Origin of the sequence: Paraburkholderia sp. SIMBA_030 (genome assembly GCF_046535245.1) — a bacterium.
Lineage (GTDB): Bacteria > Pseudomonadota > Gammaproteobacteria > Burkholderiales > Burkholderiaceae > Paraburkholderia.
Genome location: NZ_JAWRXB010000020.1, coordinates 48333 through 70251, shown reverse-complemented (window position 1 = coordinate 70251; position 21919 = coordinate 48333). Strand labels below are relative to the sequence as shown.

Here is a 21919-nt window from a genome sequence, read left to right as displayed (position 1 = left end):
CCCTCCTTTTGGAAAGTTGCCGCGACAGTCGGCCAGGTGGGCAACGGCGCGCGCTGCCGCCGCGCGGCTTGCGACGCTCGCGCCACGCAGGCAATTCGCGCAACCGGATTGGCGAGCGTCGACCGGATGCTGACGCTCAAACGCTTCGCCAACCCCGACGTCACGCGCGCCTTTACCAATATCGTCTGGCTCGGGCTGGAGCGGCTCACGCAGATCGGCGTCGCGATCGTAATCAGCGGCATGCTGGCGCGCTACTTCGGACCGGACATCTTCGGCAAATGGCAGTATGCGAACACGCTGCTGCTGGTGCTTGCGCCGGTCACCTGGGTGTGCGGTGCGGAGATTCTGGTCCCCACCATCGTCAACCGGCCGCCGGCTCAGCTCGGCACCGTGCTCGGCAGCGCCTTCGCGCTACGCATTGCCGTTTCCGTGGCGGCGCTGCTGCTGACGTGGCTCGGCATCGCGTTGCACTTCTTCGAGCCGCTGGTTGGCGCCATGCTCGCCGGCCTCGCGGTGACCATGCTGTTTCGCGAACCGTTCGTCGGCGTGATCAATGCGTGGCTGCAAAGCATGACGTACAGCAAGCCGCAGTTGCTCACCAGCATGAGCACCGCGGTGCTGAAGGCAGGCTTCGTCTATCTGCTGGTGCGCGCCGCGGCGGCGCCTGCGCGCTTCGGCTGGCTGTGGGCACTCGAATCCGCGGCGATCGGCGCCGTTCTGCTGATCTACTACGTCCGCCGGCATGGCGGCAAGCTCGGCTGGCACCTCGACCGTTCGCTGTTTCGCCACTTCGCGAGCGCGGGCACGGTGTTCTGGCTCGGGCTGATCTGTATGTATCTGTTCCTGAAACTGGACCGGCTGATGCTCGAACGAGCGATCTCCTTCGCCGACCTCGGACGCTATTCGGCCGCACAACAGTTGAACGAAAACTGGATCACGCTCGCACTGATGCTCGCGCAGACGATTGCGCCCGCCTTCGTCTATCGCGTGCAGGACGCCGCGCAACTGCGCCGTAACATGTGGCGGCTCACCGCGATGACCGCCGCGTTGATGGTGAGCGGCGCGATCGTGCTCGATCTGCTGGCGGGCGTCATCATCCGCCGCGTGTTCGGGCCGGACTTTGAAGGCGCGATCGAGATCTTCCGCTGGGCCGTGTGGCTCTCCGTGCCCGCCGGGATCGAAGCGATCGGCAATCTGATCGTGCTGAAATATCAGGCCAAATTCGTGTTGCTGTCGAAGTGGCTGCTGGCGCTGGCGGTCGCCTTCGTCGTCAATCTGCTGGCGATTCCCCGGCTGGGCCCATATGGCGCGCTGGTGGGTCTCGCGGTCGGTTATCTGGCTGCTGCGTCGGTCAATCTCTACTACATCCGCTTCAAATTGCGCTCATGACGAATTCATCCGCCGCCGCGCAGATTTCCCTCGACGACGTCGCGGTCCTGATGCCCGCATACAACGGCCAGGCCGACGTCGATCTCACGCTGGCCTCGTTCAGCGAAAGCGCCCCGGTGCACGTGCTGATCGTCGACGACGGCAGCACGCCGCCGATCTCCGCGCCGGCGATCGCCAACATGCATATCGAAGTGCTGCGCATGGCGCAGAACGGCGGTATCGAACGCGCGCTGCAAACCGGTATCGACGCCCTCGCCCAACGCGGTTTCCGCTACGCCGCGCGCATCGACGCGGGCGATCGCAGCGTGCCGCAACGCCTCGCCAAACAGCGCATGTTCATGGAACTGCATCCGCAGGTGGCGGGCCTCGGCATGTGGACGCAGGTCGTTACGCGTGAAGGCAAGCCGCTGTTCATGCTGAGCCCGCCCGCCGAGCCGAAGGCGATTCGTCGTCTGCGATTTTTCCGCTCGTGCCTCGCTCACCCTTCGATGATGCTGCGTATCGACGCGGTCCGCGCGGTCGGCAACTATCGCGCGCAATACCGCTCGGCGGAAGACCTCGATCTGTTCGTGCGTTTGATGGAGCGTTACGACTGCGCGAATCTGCCGGAACTCGGGCTCTACTACGAGCTGAACGAAGGCGGCATCAGCGCGACCAGACGGCGCCGTCAGGTGAGCTCGACGCTGCGGCTGCAACTACGCTACTTCAACCCCGCCAATCTGTACGACTGGCTCGGCCTCGCCAAAAATCTGCTGCATCTGGTCACGCCTTACCACGCGTTACAGCGGGTCAAGCGCACGCTGCTCGCAGCGCGTGCGAGTCATTAATCCCTTCCACCGTCGAGCCCGTTCCCGCATGAAGCTTGCCTTGAAGTCGACGCCCGCGCTGCGCATTACACTCGTCTGTAACACCGCGTGGGCAATCTATACGTATCGGCAAGGGCTGATCCGCGTGCTGGTTGGACGCGGCATCGACGTGACGGTGCTTGCGCCGCGCGATCGCACCTTCGAACTGCTGACCGCGATGGGGTGCCGCTGCATCGAATTGCCGGTGGCGTCGAAAGGCACCAGTCCGCGCGAAGACCTGCGGACGCTTTTGGTGCTGTATCGTTTGTATCGAAGCATCCGCCCGCACGTCGTGTTTCATTACACGATCAAGCCGAATATCTACGGCTCGATTGCGGCGAAACTGGCAGGCGTACAATCGGTGGCGGTGACGACCGGGCTCGGCTACGTGTTCATCCAGCAGAGCCGCGCTGCGCAAGTCGCCAAAAAACTGTACCGTTTCGCCTTCCGTTTCCCGCGCGAAATCTGGTTTTTGAATCGCGACGACCAGGCAGCGTTTGTCGAGCAGAATTTGTTGGTGCATCCTGAACGTGCGCGTCTGTTGCACGGCGAAGGCGTCGATCTCGAACAGTTCGCGTTCACGCCGCTGCCCGAGCGGGCGGAATTCAAGTTTGTGCTGATCGGGCGGCTCCTGTGGGACAAGGGCGTCGGCGAATATATCGAAGCTGCGCGGCGTTTGCGTGAACGTTATCCTCAGGCGCGCTTCCAACTGCTCGGACCGGTCGGCGTCGACAACCCGAGCGCGATCACGCGCGAAGAAGTCGCCGCCTGGGAACGGGAAGGCATCGTCGAGTATCTCGGAGAGGCACACGACGTGCGGCCTTTCATCGCCGATGCGGATTGCATCGTGCTGCCGTCGTATCGTGAAGGTGTGCCGCGCACGTTGATGGAAGCCTCGGCGATGGGCCGGCCGATCGTCGCGGCCGATGTGCCGGGCTGCCGCGAAGTGGTGGCCGACGGCGTCAATGGCTGGCTGTGCGAAGTGCGCAATGCGGACAGCCTCGCAGCGAAACTGGCGCAGATGCTCGACATGAGCAGCGCCGAGCGCCGCGCAATGGCAGAACGCGGCCGACAGAAAGTCGCAGAAGAATTCGACGAACGCGTGGTCGTCGAAACATATAAAGACCTGGTGCAGAAAATGACGGGTGTTTTACTCTAACGGAGCAACGGCATGACCACGAAGGGCACGATTCTGGTAACGGGCGGCGCGGGATTTATCGGCTCGCACACTTGTGTCGAACTGCTGAGCGGCGGTTTCGACGTCGTGGTAATCGACAATCTCGTGAACAGCAATCGCGAATCGCTGCGGCGCGTAGAGAAGATCACCGGCAAGGCGTTGGCCTTCTACGAAGCCGACGCGCGCGATGAAGCCGCGCTCAACCGTATCTTCGACGCGCATCCGATTACGGGCGCGATTCACTTCGCTGCCTTGAAGGCGGTGGGCGAATCGGTCGCCAAGCCGATCGAGTACTACAGCAATAACGTCGGCAGCGTGCTGACCTTGCTCGGCGTGATGCGCGATCGCAACGTGAAGCAGTTCGTGTTCAGTTCTTCCGCGACGGTTTATGGCGTGCCGAAGAGTTCGCCGATCGACGAATCGTTTCCGCTTTCCGCGACCAATCCTTATGGGCAGTCGAAGCTGATTGCCGAGCAGGTTTTGCGCGATCTGGAGATTGCGGATCCTTCGTGGCGGATCGCGACGCTACGCTATTTCAATCCGGTTGGCGCGCACGAGAGCGGCTTGATCGGTGAAGATCCGGCTGGCATTCCTAACAATCTGATGCCATATGTGGCACAGGTTGCCGTGGGCAAGCTCGAGAAGCTGCGGGTGTTCGGCGGCGATTATGAAACGCCTGACGGCACCGGCGTGCGCGATTACATTCACGTGGTGGATCTGGCGCGCGGGCATCTGGCGGCGCTCGATGCGCTGGTCACGCGCGATGCGAGTTTCGTCGTGAATCTTGGAACGGGGCAAGGGTACAGCGTGCTGGACGTGGTCCGCTCGTTCGAAAAGGCGTCAGGCAAACCCGTGCCGTACGAGATCGTGGCGCGCCGTCCGGGCGATGTGGCTTCGTGTTTTGCCGATCCGGCGGCGGCTGAGCGGATCATCGGCTGGCGCGCGGCGTTCGGTATCGAGCGGATGTGCGCCGATCACTGGCGCTGGCAGTCGACGAATCCGAACGGGTTTGTATGACCTGCACCATCGCTAGCACCGCTGTCGCCGGAACCTGATAACACGGGACATATGCCGGGCAGCCCGGGCATCGGCGTTCAGCGCCGCCAGGCAGCCGACTGCTTCAGTGCGCCCTTCAGCGTCAGCGTCGCCGCGAGGCCGCCGCTGGCGCGGTTATGCAGCGATAGCGTTGCGTCCATCGCCTGGGTCAGCTGGCGCGCGATCGCCAGCCCCAGCCCGGTGCCACCGGTATGGCGATTGCGCGACGTTTCCAGCCGGTAGAACGGTTCGAATACCGCGTCGAGCGATTCCGCCGGTATGCCGGGGCCATGGTCGAGCACCGCGATGCTGACGCCGCCGTCCGGTAGCCCCGTGACTTCGATTGCCGCCGATCCGCCGAACTTCAGCGCGTTGTCGATCAGGTTGCCGACGACCCGGCGCAATGCCTGCGGCCGCGTGACCACGGCGATCGGCAGGCGGCTCGCGAACGCGACGTCCTTGCCGGCATCGACATAGTCGCAAACGAGGCTATCGAGCAACGCGTCGAGATCGATACGGCACGGCGCCTCCGCGGTGCCGTGCAGCGTTCGCGCGTATGCGACGCCCTCCCTCACCAGCTCTTCCATTTCCAGCAGATCCTGACGCAGCTTCGCGCTTTGCGCGCTGTCGTCCATCACGTCGACGCGCAGCCGCATGCGCGTGATCGGCGTCTGCAGATCGTGCGAAATGGCGGCGAGAATCTGCATGCGTTCGGCGGTGTACGTCGCGATGCGGTCCTGCATCGCATTGAACGCCCTCGCCGCGCGCGCTACTTCGGACGGGCCGTCTTCGGACAGGCGCACAGCCTTCAGGTCGGGCCCGAGCGTATCCGCCGCCTGCGCGAGCTGATGCAACGGACGCGTGGCGAGCCGCACCGCGAGCCAGCAGCACGTGGCGAGCACCGCCAACTGCAACGCGAGCACGAGCGGTAGCCAGCCCGACAATGGCACACCGGACATCGGATGAATGTCGATGGTCAACGGCGTGCCGTCGCTCAGTTTCAAATGCGCCTGCAGATGCTCCGGTTTGCCGGGAATAGTATTCGCCGTCACGGGATACGCTTTGCCGACGCCATCCGCGATCGATTGGGCGACGCGTTCGGAGAGCTGCGCATCGACCGGGGTGCCGGCAACGCCGGGCCCGAGGATGAACCGGTAGCTGCGCCGCGCGAGCCGCGGTAGCCATTCGGCACGCTCGCCGGCGGGCAGATGATCGAGCAGTGCCACCGAACTGACCACCTCGCGTTCGATGTAACCCATCATCATGTTCGTGGTGGCCTGATCGCGTTCTGTCATCGTGAGCCAGAACGACAGCGTCTGCGCAAGCGCCAGGCCGACGCAGAGTATCAACGCAAGGCGCGCGAACAGCGTGCGGGGCCAGTGCCATCCCCGAAGCGGCTTCATTGCGGCACCTCGACGGCGGTCACCGCCGCCGAGAACACATATCCTTCGTTGCGCAGCGTCTTGATGTAACGCGGCTCTCGCGCAACGTCCTGCAGCCGCTGACGCAGCCGGCTGACCAGCAAGTCGATCGAGCGGTCGAATGCATCGGCTTGCCGGCCCTGGGTCAGATTGAGCAGTTGATCCCGCGTCAATACCCGCTGCGGATGGTCGAGGAATACGCGCAGCAGACGGTACTCTGCCCCGCTTAGCGCGACCATCGTGCCGTCCGCATCGAGCAGATGGCGCGCCGTGGTATCGAGCCGCCAATCCCCGAAGGCCAGCATATGAGCCGCCTCCGCGACCTGCATGCCGGGCGGCAGCATGCGCGCGCGGCGCAGCACGGCCCGGATGCGCGCGAACAGTTCGCGCACCGCAAAGGGCTTGGCGAGGTAATCGTCGGCGCCCATTTCCAGCCCGACAATGCGGTCCGTCTCCTCGCTGCGCGCGGTCAGCATCAACACCGGCACCGAGCGGAATTTGCCTGCACGCAGCTCGCGGCAGAGCACGAGTCCGTCCTCGCCCGGGAGCATCAGGTCCAGCACGATCAGATCAGGCGCGCCGTACTCGAGAGCGTTGCGCATCTCGCGGCCGTTGGCAGCCAGCGAGACGCGCATGCCGTTCTTCTCCAGGTAGGCGGCAACCAACTCGCGGATGCCGCGGTCATCGTCCACGATCAGGATGTGGTCGGTCTTTTCGGACATGGGTTTATTCCTTGCGGCGCTTTCCGCGTTGAGGCGACGTCCGCTTTATAGCGCAACGCCCGCGTCGGTTTGTGTCGCAGTGTATCTGGGCGCTGTGCAGATACAAAACATTGCACACGCCCGGCATGACGGACACAAGCCAGATACGTCCGGACGTTCCAATGCAGTCATTGCCAATCACAGGAACGCCCATCGTGCACAACCTCCTCGAAACGCCGCTCGCGTTGCTGGCCGGGCTGCTCACCATTGCTTCGCCCTGCATCCTCCCGGTGATGCCGATTCTGCTCGGCACCTCCGTCGACCGTCCCGACCGTACGCGGCCTCTTTTCATCATGGCCGGCTTCATCCTCACGTTCGCGTCCTTCGCGATGATGCTCGGCGCCGTCTCCAGCGCGGTTCACGTGGCGCAGCAGGCGCTACGCGACACTGCCCTCGCGCTGTTGGCACTGTTTGGCCTGCTGCGCCTGTGGCCTCGTCCCTACGAATGGCTGGTGGCGCGCATCGTGCAGCCCATGTACGAAAAGCTGGTCAGCGCAACCGGCGTTCAGCCCCCTGGCGGCAATACGGGTGGCTTCGTGCTCGGCATGTCGCTGGGCGCGGTATGGACGCCCTGCGCGGGGCCGGTGCTCGCATCGATCCTGGTCCTCGTGGTCAAGGCGCAGGATCTCAAATGGTCCGCCCTGCTACTGACGTTATATGCCGTCGGCGCGGCCATTCCGATGCTCGCCATCATCTACGGCGGACAGTACATGACCCGTCACATTCGTCTGGTAGCGCGCCACGCGCAACGTCTGCAGCAACTGTTCGGCGTACTGGTGATGCTGACCGCGCTTGCGATCTACCTGCAGTACGACGTCCTCGCCTACGCCTGGATTTCCGCTTTCCTCCCTTCCCTGAAAGGACTTTGACATGCTCTCGCGAATCAAGACCCTCACTGCCTCAGCAATGTTTCTCGCCATCGCGGCCACGAGCAGTGCCGCAATCGCCGCTACGCCGGGCGTCGGCAATATCGCCCCGGAATTCACCGGCATCGGGAAGTGGCTCAACAGCGACCCGCTGACCATGCAGCAATTGCGGGGCAAAGTGGTACTGGTCGATTTCTGGACCTACACGTGTATCAACTGCATTCATACCCTACCCTACGTCAAGAGCTGGTATCAGAAATACAAGGATCAAGGTCTGGCAGTGGTCGGTGTGCACACGCCGGAGTACCCGTTCGAGCGCGACACCGACAACGTCAGGACTGCAATCAAGCGTTTCGACATACGTTTTCCCGTCGCGCAGGACAATCAGTACGCGACGTGGAACGCCTACACGAACCAGTACTGGCCGGCGTTCTATCTGATCGACAAGAAAGGACAGGTGGTCTACAGCCACTTCGGCGAAGGCGATTATGCACAGACCGAAGCGGCAATCCAGAAGCTGCTCGCGCAGAAGGAATGACGTCTGCGGCCGGACAGGGTGTCGAACCGTTCGGCATCAGGGGTGCGCCACTGAGGCGGTGCCGGCGCGAGCCTCACGCCGCACCTCCTGCGGCGGTAGGCCAAACCCGCGCATGAATGCTTCGCGCATATGCCGACGATCGCGAAACCCCGTCTCTTTCGCGATCACTTCCAGCGAGTGCCGGCTCTTCTCGATCATCAGCCGCGCGGCTTCGAGCCGCAGCCCTTCGATCGCCTTCGCAGGCGACTGCCCCGTCTCCAGGGTGAACACGCGGCTGAACTGCCGCGGGCTCAGATGTGCCGTATTCGCGAGCTCCTCGACGGTGAGCGGCCGGCTCAGGTTCTTGCGTGCATAGTTCAGTGCGTTCTGGATGCGGTCGGATTTCGGCGCGAGATCGAGCATTTCCGAATGCTGCGACTGGCCGCCCGAGCGCCGCTGATGCATCACAAGCTTGTGCGCGACCGAACGCGCCACATCGGCGCCGAGGTCCTTCTCGACCATCCCGAGCGCGAGGTCGAGCCCCGCGGTCATGCCCGCCGATGTCCAGATCGGCCCGTCGACAATGTAGATGCGATCTTCCTCGACGCGGATGTCCGGAAACCGGCTCATCATCTCGCGGGCATAGGCCCAATGCGTGGTTGCGCGCCGGTTTGCGAGCAGTCCCGCTTCAGCCAGTACAAAACCGCCAGTGCAGATGCCGGCGATGCGCCGCGCGCGCATAGCCGCCTTGCGCAGGAACGCTAGCACTTCGGCGGGTGCCGGCGAGGTGAGCGGTATGTTGACGCCCGCCGCGATCCACGTGTCGATCGCGGTGCGCCCACCGAGCGGCCGCGTGCCTACGGACATGCCGAGCGAGGAGCGCACCTCGCCGCCCGCCACCGAAAAGTTCTCGATCCGGTAAAAGGCTTCGCCCGCCACAACATTCGCGTATTCGAAAACCGACTGTGACGCAAGCGCCATGACCTGGAACCCATCGCTCAACAAATATCCGATCCGGTGCATGTCCGCCCTCCGCTGTTCATCAAGTCGAACATTCGCTGCGAAGAAATGTCCTTAATCACGACCATATACGTCATTTGCGTCGGCGTCAATCCGGACCACAATTGATTCACGCAATCACCGACGAACTTCCAACCGGAGCACATCATGACGCAAGCACATCAAGGTACGGCGCTTATTACGGGAGCATCCACGGGCATCGGCGCGGTCTATGCCGAGCGGCTCGCAGAACGCGGCTACGATCTGATTCTCGTGGCGCGCAGCCGCGACCGACTCGTGAGTCTCGCCGAGCGCATCACGGACGGAACGCGCCGGTCCGTCGAGATCATCGACGCCGATCTCAATGACCCGACTTCACTCGCCACGGTGGAAGCGAAGCTGACGGAAGACGCGAGCATCGCGCTGCTCGTGAACAACGCGGGTGTCGGCACGCATACGCCGTTGCTCGACAGCGATGTCGACGCCATGACGCGGATGATCGATCTGAACGTTACCGCACTCACCCGCCTCACGTACGCCGCAGTGCCGGGCTTCGTCTCCCGTGGCAAGGGCGCGATCATCAACATCTCGTCGATCGTCAGCATCGCACCGGAGACCCTGAACGGCGTGTATGGCGGCACCAAGGCTTTCGTGCTTGCGTTCAGCCAGTCGCTGCATCACGAGCTCGCCGTCAAGGGCGTGAAGGTACAGGCGGTGCTGCCCGGCGCCACGGCTACCGATTTCTGGCAGACCGGCGGCTTGCCGCTCGAGAACCTCAATCCGGCCATCGTCATGTCCGCAGGCGACATGGTTGACGCGGCGCTCACCGGCTTCGATCGGGGCGAGTTGGTCACGATTCCATCCCTGCACGACGGCGCGAAGTGGGATGCCTTCGAAGCCGCGCGCCAGGCGATGTTGCCGGAACTGTCGACCAACACACCCGCACGCCGCTACACCGCTGACAGCTAAAAAGACCATCCAGGACGCACAGAAACGAGCGAGCGAACAAAGCGTTATCGACGCGATACGCAAACGGTGCATGTAACCGTGGGCGCCGCAAAGTCGTGCACTCTTCTTCAAAGAGAATCACCACGGCGTACGCGGGCCCTTCGTATCGCAATGTATCCACGAAGCCGCCGATACACAGGCTTACGAAACGCCCGGTTCACGACACACGCCAGATACGCCGACGCGCTCAAATGCATCAACGACGGATCGCGACGGGCTGCCACGAAGCCGATGCGTCCCGGGCGTTTCCCAAACCTTCATCGTTTCAAGGAGAACAGCATGAAAACTTCGATCATCGCTTTGGCTTTTGCCGCATTCGCCGCTTCGGGCGCAGTTCAGGCCGCCGAGAGCGCCACTATCTCCACTGTCGCGCAGACGGAGCAAGCCGGTACGAGCCGCATCGGTGCGCCGCCGAAGACGCGTGCCGACGTGCGCCACGAATTGGTGCGAGCGCAGCAGGACGGCCAGCTCGCCAGTCTCCGCACGCTCTATCGCGGAAGCTGAACCTGCTCATTGACATACTTATCCGAGGTTCCATCATGACTCGAATCGACAAAGTGCTGTACACGGGCAAGACCCACACCACGGGCGGACGCGACGGCGCATCGCGCAGTTCCGACGGACGCCTCGACGTCAGGCTCTCGGCACCAGGATCGACGGAAAGCGGGACGAATCCCGAGCAGATGTTCGCGGCCGGCTGGTCCGCCTGTTTCATCGGCGCGATGGGACTGGCGGCCGCGAAGATGAAGGTCGCGCTGCCTGCCGATACCGCCGTCGACGCCGAGGTCGATCTGCGCACCACCGATGGCGCCTACTTTCTGCAGGCTCGGCTGAACGTCAGCCTGCCGGGTGTGGAGCGAGAAGTCGCCGAGGCGCTGGCGCGCACCGCACACGAGACCTGCCCGTATTCGAAGGCGACGCGCGGGAACATCGATGTGGTCATCAGTGTGGTCTGAATGCGGCGATGCGGGCGGTGAAACTTCCGCCTGACGCATGAACGGCGGCCGGCGTGATCTGTGGGGCCCATTCGCGCCGACTTTCAGCCGATTGCCGAAGCATCCGCGTGCGTCCCATGACTCAGCCGTTCCACGTGCTGCGCCCCATCAAATACTGATCGACCCAATCTCAAAGGAGAAACAGCCAAGCCGGACGAGATGAATCCTCGACGTCGCCGCCTGCTGCAGACGACTATTGCAGGCGTCGGGCTGCTGGAACTTGGACTCAGCGGACTCGCCAACGCGCAATCGGCCGGAAACACGAGCTACGCCAAGGCCAGTGCCTCTACCCGCGTCGCTTCATTCGACACTATTCGCCAGGTCAACGCCGGAGCGCTCAGCATCGGCTATGCGGAAGTGGGACCGAACAACGGCCCGGTCGTCATCCTGCTGCACGGATGGCCCTACGACATCTATAGCTTCGTCGACGTCACGCCACTGCTCGCAGCCGCCGGCTATCGCGTGATCGTGCCGTATCTGCGCGGCTACGGCTCGACGCGCTTCCTGTCCGCCGATACGCCGCGCAACGGGCCGGAACATCAGCGGTGGTATCGGGCACAACCTTCCACAGGAAGCGCCGAAAGCGTTCGCCGATGCGGTCATCGGCGTCGCGCGCATGGCGTCCTGATGGCGGCATCATCGAACAGACCGCTTCCTGTCGAACGCTTGGCAGCATTCCGCGCGACCGGGCTCAGGGGTCGGCGAATAACGGGCTTGTCTGTCGCCAAGGTCGCCTTGCAAATTTACCGGGTGGCGTAAATGTTGCCAGTCCGCATGTGCCGAATCGGCGCACAGTCGCGCCTGTATTCACGCGCATGCGGCACCTGGCGGACCTTTGCGCCAGCGGCATGGAGGTTGCTCAGACACTGATGCTCGACTGTGCTGGCCGCATGGAACGTACGGTTGAACGCCCCGTGATCTGAAAAGGAACGGGCAGGCAACCTCGGCAAAGGGTGTGTAACGGTGAGGATCAGACGCGCAATTCTTGCTGTACGTGGCGGCCATCATGTCCGAGCGACCCCGGGATCGATGGAAACGTTCAGCATGGCAAAACAACCGGCGAATCGGGGTTTCCACGGAGTCGCAAAGGAGAAGTTCCATGTTGGAAACGCTTTTGATCGTCGTGCTGGTGCTCGTGTTGATCGGCGCCATACCGGCCTGGCCGCACAGCCGTTCGTGGGGCTATATGCCCAGCGGCGTATTGGGCGTGCTGTTAGTCGTCGTGCTTGTGTTGCTGCTTCTGGGCCAGATATAAGCGCGAAAGTTCTTGTTGGGGGCTTCCTGTGCGCGACAATCGTTGCCGGGGGCTTGATCTGAACAAGCGCGACCGATCCGGGTCAGCGAGCGTGGTTACCTATCCTTTTTCAAGGAGCTTTGTCATGAACAAGGGTCAAGTGAAAGGGCGCATCGAAGAGGCAAAAGGTAAGCTGAAGGAAGTTGTCGGCGAGGCCACCGGAAATGAAACGACCAAGGTGAAGGGCAAGGTCGAACAGGTCGTCGGCAAGACACATGCATTGTACGGCGATGCGAAAGAGCAATTCAGGAAGTCCAGGAAGCGTCCATAGGGTGTTCGTGCGGATAGGTCCTGAATCTCGGGCTGCAGATTGGCGCGCAGTCGCAGCTGGTTTTGGACTATTGACCGTTTCAAATCTTACGGAGGGGGCATGCACATTCTCACGAGCGCGGGCCCGTTGGTTTCGCTGATCGCCGGCATCCTGATTCTCGTGGTGCCTCGCTTGTTGAACTACATCGTGGCGATCTACCTGATCATCATCGGGCTGCTCGGGCTGTTCGGGGGACATCTCCACTGACCCGAAACCGCCGAGAAAACGGCACGTTGCAGCGTTTTTCAACCCGGCGGCGACCCTCAGGAAGCGCGCCCTTCCGGGCGGCTCCGAACGCCAGCGCGCTCGCTCTCGAAGCGGGCCGAGGCCGCCGCTCGCGAGAATGGGGAAGCATCCGCGGGCAACCGGATTCCCAGGCATTCCTCGATGCGCGACACATATTCCTCCGCATCGCTTCGGGATAGCCAGGGCGCGTTCGCGTCGCTAAAGAAGCAGTCAGGCATACCGTCCAATGCGCCATAGGCAGGCCGTAACAGCATGGACACACTCGCTGTGGCCAACCCGGGCGCGTCGAATTCGATAAGTCTGAACGAGTCGTCCGCGCCAATCGGCTTGTCATAGCTGTTCAGCAGTAGGACCAGGCCGTCCGCTCGCCGATAAACGGTACGCGGCAGCACCTTTTGAAGGACCCGCACGGCGGCCTTCGAACGATGTTTGAGACACAACATCGCACCCCAGGTGACCAGACTCTTGACGTACTGGTCTTCGTATGAGTGGTGAAGCATGACTGATTCCCTCTGGCGGAGCCGGTCGTGCGGCAATTCCGCATCTGGCATACGGTCATGCTCGCGCACCGCGTGGCTGCGGACATGATGGGCCGGCTGGCTTTTCAGGCGACCGACCCCGGCGGCGATTTCGGCGCCAAGCAACAGCACCGCGGCCGAGAAGTACAGCCACATCATGAGCGCCGCGAGTGAGCCGGCTGCACCGAATGCGTTGGCTGTTCCGGCATGAGCAAGATAGAGGGCGAAAAGCTTGCGTCCACCGGAAAACAGCAACGCCGACACGACCGCGCCCGACCATGCGGTCCGCCAGCGCACGGGCGCGTCAGGCAACATTTTGATCAACGCTGCGAAGGCCGCGCTCAACACGGCCAGGCCAAAAACAAGCTGTGCGATCTCGCCGACGACAATCAGCGGCGAGTTGCCGAACAGCTTTGCGCCGATAAAGCTGATGATCGTATCCAATACGAGCGAAACCACCAGCAGGAAGGCGACCCCCATGACGAGGCCGAACGAGATGAGCCGCACCTTAAGCAGTAACGCAATACTGCTTACCGTGCCGAACCGCGCGGCGGCTGGAAACACCACGTTTAACGCGGAATTCAGCGAGGCAAAGGTTGCCGATGCACCGAACGCGAGGAGCGCAGCCGAAACGAGGGCGGCTGGACCCGCCGCACTGGGGTGTCGGGCATGCTCCACGATCGTCTGGACGGCCGCAGCGGCCTCGTTGCCCAGCAGCCCATTGATCTCGCCAAACAACTGGCCGCGCGCCGCGTCGGCGCCGAAAAACCACCCGGCGACAGCCAGCACGATCAGAAGGGTCGGCGCCAGCGAAAAGGCGCAGTAGAACGCAATGCTTGCGGCCATCATGGTGCAGCGGTCCGTGCTGAACCGTTGACCCACGCCAATGGCCAGTGAGAGGAACGAACGTATCGCGGTAACCGGAAGTCGCCGACCATGTATGAGCGCCATCTACGTCTCCGCCACGGAGGATCGCCCTGAACGTCAGGCATCGAACGGCGTTTATCGCCTGTTCGTGCGAAAAGCGCGTCGCGCATCACATACAGGCTCAACGTCCCCGGTACTGCGCCTCGCTGGCTGCCGCCGGACCCGCAGGCGCTGTCTTCCTTGCCGCCTGCGTGCGCGCGGTGCTGCCCGGACTATCCTCTGCCGGACCCGCCGCGTCGGACGCCAGGTAAGCCGGTGCCGCCTTCTCACGCTGCTTTTGCCCCGCCGGTGGTGCATCAGGCGCGGCGCGCATATCGGCGAGCAGTTGCGCACATGGCAGCGGCTTGTTGTTGCTCGGCGCGATCAGCGGAATCAGCGCCGCGAGCGGATTGATCAGCCCGAGCCCCACCACCGCCCCGCCGCGCACGGCCAGCGCGCCGGCATTCACGCCGACGTGCGGGTTCTTGAACGTCCCCTTCACATAAAGCGGCGAGCGCAGCGTCACTACCCTGAGGCCCTTGGTATGCGGATGAATGCCGAGATCCATCTGCTCTGTCTGCAAATCGATGTGACCGTCCGTATCGATCACGGCGTTTTCGGTGTCGAGAGCGAACACGCGCGATTCCAGCACGCCGTTCGTCACCACAAAGTCCGCCGCCGCGCAGTTGATCTTCACATCGCGCTTGCCGAAGAGCTTCTCGTAGACGACGTTCAACACGTTCAGCCCTGCCGCTTCCATGTAGAGACGGCTAATCGTGCCATCGGTGATCAGCGCCTTCACTTCCCCATTCGAGGTCGCCGCCAGCGCCGCGGGAGAATTGCCCGTTGCCGACAACGCCGCGTCGCCATTCACTTCGCCGAGCGCCGACTGCATCGTCTTCACGGTCGGGAAAAGTTGCTTGAGCTTCAGGTGCCGCGCCTGCGTCGCAAAGCGTCCCTTGAGCGGCGCCGTGCTGCCATCGAGGTGAATGTTCGATGCCAGCGTGCCGCCCGCCACGCCGAACTTTAACGGCTCGAACGTCAGCACGCCGTCCGTCATGATCACGTGGGTGTAGAGATTGGTGATCGGCAGAGCCGGGTCCTTGATGATGCGACGGCCGGTGAACTTCACGTCGGCATCGATGGCCTTCCAGCGATCCGTCTTGAATTGCTCGACCGGCACCGCCTTGTTCGACGGCTGCCGGGTTCGCTCGCCGCGCTTCGCCTTGCTCGCGTTGGTGTCGGCGCCGATGATCGGAGCGAGATCGGAAAATTGCAGCAGATTGGACACGAGTTCACCCGACAGCATCGGCCGCGGCTTCTTACCCACGTAAACCGTCGAGCCGTTCAGGTCGCTGCCGCCGACGCGGCCCGTGAAGTTCTCATATTTGAAGACGTTGCCGTTTTCCGTGAACTGCCCGACGAGCCGCCCTTCGGTCGCGTACGGCGGCGTTTCGGGCAATGGCACGCCAGCGATCGGATAGAGATGCGCCATGCTGACGCCCTGCAGCCACAGCTTCAGGTCGAGCGCGGCGAGGTGCGCCGGGGCGGTCACGGTACCGGCCAGCGCGATATGCGTATCGCCGATCTTCACATCAGCCTGCACGGGGAACGGTCGCGTCGTGTCCTGCAGCGCGAGCACGCCTCCCACCTTGCCGCTGCCCGACACAGCCGTCTTCTTGTAGGTGCCCTTGACCGTCCAGCCGAGACCATAAGGCGGCACCGAAGGCTTCGACTGCTGCTGACTGGTCGTGCCGGTATTCGCCGACGTGCTCGCCGGACTCGCCGGCCCGCTGCTCGCGGCCGTGGCAGAGGACGCCGCCGATGCTTCGACCTGCTTGTGGAGCCTGGTCGCGCCGCTCTCGCCGACCACCTGCGCCGACGATTTGTGCGATGCCTGCTCCTGCTGCTTCATGACGTCACCGATCGGCACGGGCTGACCGAGCGTGTCGACGACGACCTGCATATCGGCCTGGGTGATCTGGTCGGCGTACGCAACGTGCCCCGTCTCAAACGCGATGTCGTGCAGTTTGAGATTCCAGGTGGACGGCTCGGTCGGCTGGTTGAACCTGAACGTCCAGTTGTTGCGCTGATCGTTGAGGCGTTCGAGATCGATCGACGGGTTGACCAGATTGATCGTCGGAATCACGATGTCGCGTGCCAGCAGCGGGAGAACCTCAACCTGAAAATCGATCTCGTCGAGGGTGGCGAATTGCGGCTGTCTGGCCCAGTCCGGATTCGCGATCGTGATGTTCTGAGCGGAAAAGCGTGGCCACGGCACCCAGCGCCGCCAGCCGGTCTCGCTCGGCGGACGCTGCCAGCCGACCTTCAGGTCGCCGGTGATGTGAAACTGCCGGCCGATCGCCTGCGTGACCTTGTCGTCGATCCACGGCCGCGCGCGGTTCCAGTCGAAAGTCAGGAAAACGATGACGAGCGCCGCCATCGTTGTCGCCAGCACGGCAACAAACCATGCAGCAATTTTTCCGACTGGAAAGCGCAGCGCCATGACGGCTCCATCATTTTTCCTGTTGCGCTCTTCTAGCAGCACGTAGTATGCCTGGTGGCCGCAAGTGCCCGGCCAGCCGATTTCCTCAGAAGGATAACGGTTCCAACCGTCATGACAGTCACTCGAAGACTCGAGCTCGCAGACAAGGCTCTTCGTTGCTGACGGTATCGGATGTGGGAACCTTCAGGCGGCGGTAAATGCCTATTCGGCACCAACCATCGTTTTTATCTGTCAGTCACGGGTCGTACTTTCCGGCCAGCGAATGCACTTACCGTTCTCGTGACCCAAGCGGTCAGGGCTGCCCGTATCGCGATGCCAAATAGTCGTCTCGGTCCGATGACGACCGAACCGGCGACGAGCGGGAACAAATAGCTGTGCCGGCTTCGGCTCTACTTCGTTGAGGCACTCCCTCGGTCGGCTACCTTACTTCGACTCCTGTGCCTCATTCTTGATCGCCTGGCCACCCTTCGAAATGTCCTGGCCTGCGCCCGCCATCGTGTTGCAGCCGGCGAGAACGGCGGTACCGGCAATCAACATCCATGCAATCAATCGAATCATGACCTTCTCCTTGTTCAAATCAGGATCAGACCAGATTAATTTTAGGCGATTTTGCCGTCGATGCCTTTACCGCTATGGGGAATTGGATATGAATACATCCACGATCTTGTAAGCTTCCGTTTCGCCAGGGTTCGATGTGTTTCGGGCTGCGGTCGGCTGCTCGGTATCTCGCGATTCTGGGCAGGCTGTTTAGCCGACGCCGTCGTCAGATCATCGCCTCGATCACCGTCGGCGCGCGCCGTTTGAGTGCTCCTACAAATGCGGCCTTGAACGTGGATCGCGACTCCGCCGCATCAGTCGCCACTAAGCGACTTTATCCGTGCCCTGTCACGAACTTTTTAGTCGAGTGATAACCGTGTCTTGTTGCATCGGCAACGGCATGGCCGGCCGTCTTCGCGCCGTGGCCGACCTCGTGCGCGGCATCGCGCACGGCACGCCCGCTCTTCTTTCCTGCCGTCTTGACATCGTTCTTGAACTCGTGAGCACCTGTAGCCAGGCTCGCATGCGCCACCGGGCTGAGCACGGCCAGCACGAACAGAATGATCGAAATCCTCGTCTTCTTCATCAACGGAGCCGGTGCCGGTGCCGCAACGAGGTTATCTTCGCCAGCCGTGCCCGTAACCGCCGAAACCGATGCCGACATCGACAGACGGCGCTGCGTAGTACGCTGGCGCATAACCATATCCGTAGACCGGCGCTGGCGCATAGCCGTACGGCGGAGCGACAATGCAGCCTGACAGGCTAGCCGCAAGCGCAACGACACACAAAAGTCTGATCATGTTTTTTCTCCATGCTCAGATTGTAGATGGCGGACATATTCTGATTCGCAACGAAGTGTGTCCGAACGTAACCGGTCGGGCGCAGACATTTGATCAGTTTGCCAATCGGCGATTGCGAGTTCGTCTCGTTGCGATAGTTTGCACTCGCCATGCGAAGCGCTTCTATTGCGTCGGACTACTGATCGAATACGACGATCTGCTCATCGCTCACGCCTGACGCTCTGGGCGACTCTTGTTGCACCTGCCCGGCAATAATGCCTAGCCGGGCATCGTGGCGATTCGCAAGCAAGGCATAGCTATTGAGCGCTTTCGGATTTCCTGCCCGGACCAGAAAACCATCGTCAAAACCCGGCACGCTTTCCAGCGCATCTCTCCGAGCACGAGCAGAATGCCTTTGACGCAACCTGCAGGAAGCTCTATCGCTTCGTCTGTCCCGGCTGAATCGCATCAAACTACCCGCAGATTGCATCATCTCTACTCGATACTGAGAAAGCGCCCTGCGTTCTCAGCGCCGGCAATCAACTACTCGACAAAAAGATTTCGCATCGGCGCATACGTACGTTGCCGCGTCTCCCATCCTTCGGCGAGGCCCACCTCCGCGTCGGACGCGGGCAGCATGGGAACCGCGCGGAGCAGGTCCGACGCACGTTCGGCGAGCATGATCGTCGGTGCGTTCAGATTGCCATTGGGCTCGGTCGGGAATACGGATGAATCGATGACTCGCAAGCCCTCCATGCCACGAACCCGCAACTCGGAATCGACCACAGCCATGTCATCCTCCCCCATGCGGCACGAACCACACGGATGCATTGTGCTTTCCAGGTTCGCCCTGACAAAGGCGTCGATTTGCTCGTCTGTTTGCACGTGCGGCCCAGGCGCCAGTTCGGCATCGCGAAAGCGGTCCATTGCCGGCTGCCCGATGATTTCTCTCGTCAACCGGACGCAGCGTCGAAAGCCCTCGCGGTCCTCTTCGCGATCCAGATAGTTGAAGCGGAGTTCCGGGTACGTATAGGGATCTGCCGACATCGTCCTGACGTATCCCCTGCTCTTAGGCTTGTTCGGTCCGGTCAATACCATGAACCCGTGTCCCTTGAACGGCTTGTCGCCGTCATAGCGCATGGCGGCTGGCAAGAAATGAAATTGAATGTCAGGCCAGCGCAAACCCACCTCGGAGCGGATGAATCCACCGGCCTCAAAGTGGTTGCTGGCCCCCAGACCATCCTTGAACAAGAGCCACCGCAGCCCGATCATGAATTTGCTGAACGGGTCCATTTTCGCGTTGAGGGTGACGGGCTCCTTGCAGGCATACTGAATATAGATTTCCGCATGATCCTGCAGGTTCTCGCCCACGCCGGGCAAATGATGCCTGACCTCGATCCCAGCCCCGCGCAGTACCTCGGCCGGCCCGATTCAGGAGCGCTGCAACAGGTGAGGCGAACCGATCGGGCCGGACGCGATCAACACTTCAGCACGGCATCGCACGACATGCGTGCTTCCGCCCTGATCGTACTCGACCCCAACCGCGCGCTTGCCCTCGAGAATCACGCGGCGTGTCATCGCATTCGTCACTACAGTCAGATTGGGCCGCTTCATCGCGGGGCGCAGGTAAGCATTAGCGGTAGACCAGCGCACACCATCCTTGACCGTCATATGCATTGCGCCAAAGCCTTCCTGCATATGACCGTTGCAGTCTTCTGTCTTGATGTATCCGGCCTCTGCGCCTGCTTCGATCCAGGCGCCGTACAGCGGATTCGCCATGTTGTTGCCGTTGTTTGTGCACAGGGGTCCGGCCGCGCCCCGGTACTCGTCGCCTCCGAACTTGTAGGTCTCCGCGCGCCGGAAATACGGCAGACAGTTGCGATAGCCCCAGCCTCGCGCACCCAGCTCCTCCCATTCGTCGAAGTCGCAAGCGTGGCCGCGAATATAAACGAGGCCGTTGATCGACGACGACCCACCCAGCACCTTGCCGCGCGGGCAGTGCAACTGGCGGCCATTCAGATGCGCTTCTGGGGCGGTCTGATAGCGCCAGTTGTACTTGGATGTATTCATCGGCATCGAAAACGCACTCGGCATCTGGATGATGACGCTGCGATCGCTTCCGCCGTATTCCAGCACCAGAACGCGGACCGCCGGGTCCTCGGTAAGCCGGTTAGCCAATACACATCCGGCCGATCCAGCGCCCACTATGATGTAATCGAATTGCTCGGTAGCCGTGATATTTGCCTGCTTCGTAGACCTTGACGGGGTCGTCTGTGGATCAGTAGCGACCTTTGTCGCCGGTGGTGTATTGCGGTGAGGTCTTCTCGAAAGCGGCGATGACAGACTCTTCGTGCTTCAGATCGAGCGAGCGCGACAATGCGTAATACGCAAGGCCCCAGACGAACAGACCAACCAGCCATGCCAGATCGACGCTGCCCATCGCGCGGGAGAGCGGTCCGACATACACCTCGTTAGTGCCGTCGAGCACGCAGAAGAACGGAATCATCGAGACGAAGCCGATCACGTACGCAATCAGACCGCGCGCGCCCCACTTTCCGTACAGGCTGTTGTCGGGCAGGAAGAAGTGCGGAATGGCATAGCGACCCTTGCGGACGAAAAAGTAATCCGTCAGATTGACCGCGGTCCAGGGCACCAGAAAATACAGCATGACGACGAGGTAAATATTCAGGACGGAGAGACCATTACCCGAGGTATAGATGCTTAGTGCCACACCGAGTTGAAGGATCACCACGAAAAGAATCGCCAGAATGCGAGTCCTGGGAGTCGGCTGGACTTTCCGGAATGAATCAACCGCAGTGATAGTCGTCAATTTGGCGCTATAGATGTTCATCGCGATCACCGGCAGAAACGCCAGAATCGTGACAGCAACCACAACGCTTCCCATACCCGGTGCCAGGTCGCTACCCACCTGATTCAACGCGACCAGTACATCGGTCGCCTGCAGATGGTCTGCCAGCCAGCCGCCAATCGCGATCATCCATGCCCCCGACAGCGATGCACCGAGGAACACGGCCGTAATCAGTTTTCCGCTCGGCGTGTTTTTCGGCAGATAGCGCGAATAGTCGGATACATAGGGTGCGTAGGCGATGTTGTAGCTGGCGGCGGCTGCGAACTGCGCAATGAAAGCGATCCAGCCGAAGCCCAACGGCGGCGTCGGAGCGGCTCCCGGCACGACAGCCGGGAGCGGCACGTCATGCACCCAATGCATCAGAACAGCCAACGTGACGAGTCCGTAAAGCGGCAGCGACAGATACAGCGCCCATTTGAAACTCCGGTGCATCCAGTCGTGGCCGAGAATCGCCAGAACCGAAGCCGGCACCGAGACTGCCAATGCCACTTTGATCGGATCCCAGTTGAACAGTGCTTTGAGACCCTGCATCATCAACACGAGGTTGACGATGTTGAATCCCGCAAACACGAATAGCGTCGCTAACAAGACGACGATGACCCCACGATAGCCGAATTGCGCTCTCGACTGAATCATCTGCGGCAAGCCAAGATGAGGACCTTGCGATCCGTGAAAGGCCATGAACAAGGTGCCGAACATGATGCCCAGCGTGCCGGCTATCGTGGTCCACAGCGCGCTCAGGCCAATGCTGGGACCGACAAAGCCGATGGTCATGGTGAAGAACGTGAAGTTGCCTAAAAACCAGAACGGTCCCTGCCTGGATAGCCGGTCAGTTCTTTCGTTATCCGGAATAAAATCGATTGAATGACCTTCGATGACCCCGTGCTCGAACCCGACTACGGCGTCTTTAACTGTTTTGTCTGTTGCTTGCATCATGCACC

At 61.8% G+C, this 21919-nt stretch carries 21 protein-coding genes and 3 pseudogenes; 13 read left to right on the top strand and 11 right to left on the bottom strand.

Features of this window, described 5'->3' with window-relative positions; translation table 11 throughout:
* The first annotated feature begins 126 nt into the window (after nucleotides 1–126).
* From SB772_RS29575 to galE, 4 genes are read left to right on the top strand one after another with little or no spacing between them, the layout of a single operon-like run.
* On the top strand, nucleotides 127–1389 hold the full coding sequence (locus SB772_RS29575; protein ID WP_410836799.1) for an oligosaccharide flippase family protein: 1263 nt from the start codon (nucleotides 127–129) through the stop codon (nucleotides 1387–1389).
* Complete coding sequence (locus SB772_RS29570; RefSeq protein WP_410836703.1) at nucleotides 1386–2216, top strand: glycosyltransferase; 831 nt, start codon at nucleotides 1386–1388, stop codon at nucleotides 2214–2216. The genes SB772_RS29575 and SB772_RS29570 overlap by 4 nt, the downstream gene beginning before the upstream one ends.
* A 28-nt stretch (nucleotides 2217–2244) precedes the next feature.
* On the top strand, nucleotides 2245–3393 hold the full coding sequence (locus SB772_RS29565) for a glycosyltransferase family 4 protein (protein WP_410836702.1): 1149 nt from the start codon (nucleotides 2245–2247) through the stop codon (nucleotides 3391–3393).
* 12 nt (nucleotides 3394–3405) lie between these two features.
* The gene (gene galE, locus SB772_RS29560; protein WP_410836701.1) at nucleotides 3406–4428 is read left to right on the top strand and encodes a UDP-glucose 4-epimerase GalE; all 1023 of its coding nucleotides are present in this window, start codon (nucleotides 3406–3408) and stop codon (nucleotides 4426–4428) included.
* Between the two features lie 77 nt (nucleotides 4429–4505).
* On the opposite strand, the gene SB772_RS29555 is transcribed toward galE, so the two are convergent.
* Complete coding sequence (locus tag SB772_RS29555) at nucleotides 4506–5849, bottom strand: sensor histidine kinase (protein WP_410836700.1); 1344 nt, start codon at nucleotides 5847–5849, stop codon at nucleotides 4506–4508.
* Nucleotides 5846–6589 (bottom strand): response regulator, encoded by a 744-nt coding sequence (locus SB772_RS29550; RefSeq protein ID WP_410836699.1) that lies wholly within the window; start codon nucleotides 6587–6589, stop codon nucleotides 5846–5848. The genes SB772_RS29555 and SB772_RS29550 overlap by 4 nt, the downstream gene beginning before the upstream one ends.
* Before the next feature lie 194 nt (nucleotides 6590–6783).
* Here SB772_RS29550 and SB772_RS29545 point away from each other — a divergent pair, with 194 nt between their 5' ends.
* Together SB772_RS29545 and SB772_RS29540 are read left to right on the top strand one after the other, a co-directional pair.
* Nucleotides 6784–7497, top strand: a complete 714-nt coding sequence (locus SB772_RS29545; RefSeq protein WP_410836698.1) for a cytochrome c biogenesis CcdA family protein — start codon at nucleotides 6784–6786, stop codon at nucleotides 7495–7497.
* Nucleotide 7498: 1 nt separating this feature from the next.
* The gene (locus SB772_RS29540) at nucleotides 7499–8032 is read left to right on the top strand and encodes a thioredoxin family protein (protein WP_410836697.1); all 534 of its coding nucleotides are present in this window, start codon (nucleotides 7499–7501) and stop codon (nucleotides 8030–8032) included.
* A gap of 36 nt (nucleotides 8033–8068) precedes the next feature.
* Here SB772_RS29540 and SB772_RS29535 read toward each other — a convergent pair whose 3' ends face one another.
* A complete protein-coding gene (locus SB772_RS29535; RefSeq protein WP_410836696.1) occupies nucleotides 8069–9034 on the bottom strand; it encodes a GlxA family transcriptional regulator in 966 nt (321 codons plus the stop codon).
* Nucleotides 9035–9178: 144 nt separating this feature from the next.
* Between SB772_RS29535 and SB772_RS29530 the strand changes: the two genes are divergently transcribed.
* From SB772_RS29530 to SB772_RS29500, 7 genes and pseudogenes are all read left to right on the top strand, one after another.
* Nucleotides 9179–9979, top strand: a complete 801-nt coding sequence (locus SB772_RS29530; protein WP_410836695.1) for an SDR family NAD(P)-dependent oxidoreductase — start codon at nucleotides 9179–9181, stop codon at nucleotides 9977–9979.
* Nucleotides 9980–10297: 318 nt separating this feature from the next.
* Entirely contained in the window at nucleotides 10298–10522 is a 225-nt protein-coding gene (locus SB772_RS29525; RefSeq protein ID WP_410836694.1) for a DUF4148 domain-containing protein, read from the top strand.
* Nucleotides 10523–10557: 35 nt separating this feature from the next.
* Nucleotides 10558–10974, top strand: coding sequence for an organic hydroperoxide resistance protein (locus tag SB772_RS29520; protein WP_410836693.1), 417 nt, complete (start codon nucleotides 10558–10560; stop codon nucleotides 10972–10974).
* 198 nt (nucleotides 10975–11172) lie between these two features.
* Nucleotides 11173–11550: pseudogene (locus SB772_RS29515) on the top strand (alpha/beta fold hydrolase); the annotation flags it as partial.
* A 562-nt stretch (nucleotides 11551–12112) separates the two neighbouring features.
* A complete protein-coding gene (locus tag SB772_RS29510; protein WP_410836692.1) occupies nucleotides 12113–12268 on the top strand; it encodes a DUF3309 family protein in 156 nt (51 codons plus the stop codon).
* Nucleotides 12269–12392: 124 nt separating this feature from the next.
* A complete protein-coding gene (locus SB772_RS29505; RefSeq protein ID WP_410836691.1) occupies nucleotides 12393–12578 on the top strand; it encodes a CsbD family protein in 186 nt (61 codons plus the stop codon).
* A 99-nt stretch (nucleotides 12579–12677) separates the two neighbouring features.
* A complete protein-coding gene (locus SB772_RS29500) occupies nucleotides 12678–12824 on the top strand; it encodes a DUF3096 domain-containing protein (RefSeq protein WP_115101167.1) in 147 nt (48 codons plus the stop codon).
* Nucleotides 12825–12880: 56 nt separating this feature from the next.
* Here the strand turns inward: SB772_RS29500 and SB772_RS29495 are convergent, their stop codons facing one another.
* The 8 genes and pseudogenes from SB772_RS29495 to SB772_RS29460 all read right to left on the bottom strand — a co-directional run bounded on the left by SB772_RS29495 (nucleotide 12881) and on the right by SB772_RS29460 (nucleotide 21914).
* A complete protein-coding gene (locus tag SB772_RS29495) occupies nucleotides 12881–14332 on the bottom strand; it encodes a YihY/virulence factor BrkB family protein (RefSeq protein ID WP_410836690.1) in 1452 nt (483 codons plus the stop codon).
* A gap of 97 nt (nucleotides 14333–14429) precedes the next feature.
* Nucleotides 14430–16793, bottom strand: a complete 2364-nt coding sequence (locus SB772_RS29490; protein WP_410836689.1) for an AsmA family protein — start codon at nucleotides 16791–16793, stop codon at nucleotides 14430–14432.
* Nucleotides 16794–17216: 423 nt separating this feature from the next.
* Entirely contained in the window at nucleotides 17217–17351 is a 135-nt protein-coding gene (locus SB772_RS29485; RefSeq protein ID WP_115101171.1) for an entericidin A/B family lipoprotein, read from the bottom strand.
* 313 nt (nucleotides 17352–17664) lie between these two features.
* Nucleotides 17665–17916, bottom strand: coding sequence for a hypothetical protein (locus tag SB772_RS29480; RefSeq protein ID WP_410836688.1), 252 nt, complete (start codon nucleotides 17914–17916; stop codon nucleotides 17665–17667).
* 31 nt (nucleotides 17917–17947) lie between these two features.
* Entirely contained in the window at nucleotides 17948–18130 is a 183-nt protein-coding gene (locus SB772_RS29475; RefSeq protein WP_410836687.1) for a hypothetical protein, read from the bottom strand.
* Between the two features lie 178 nt (nucleotides 18131–18308).
* Nucleotides 18309–18488, bottom strand: a pseudogene (locus SB772_RS29470) (amino acid ABC transporter substrate-binding protein); the annotation flags it as partial.
* Between the two features lie 164 nt (nucleotides 18489–18652).
* A pseudogene (gene betA / locus SB772_RS29465) lies at nucleotides 18653–20347 on the bottom strand (choline dehydrogenase).
* 40 nt (nucleotides 20348–20387) lie between these two features.
* Nucleotides 20388–21914, bottom strand: coding sequence for a purine-cytosine permease family protein (locus SB772_RS29460; protein WP_410836686.1), 1527 nt, complete (start codon nucleotides 21912–21914; stop codon nucleotides 20388–20390).
* Nucleotides 21915–21919: the final 5 nt, after the last annotated feature.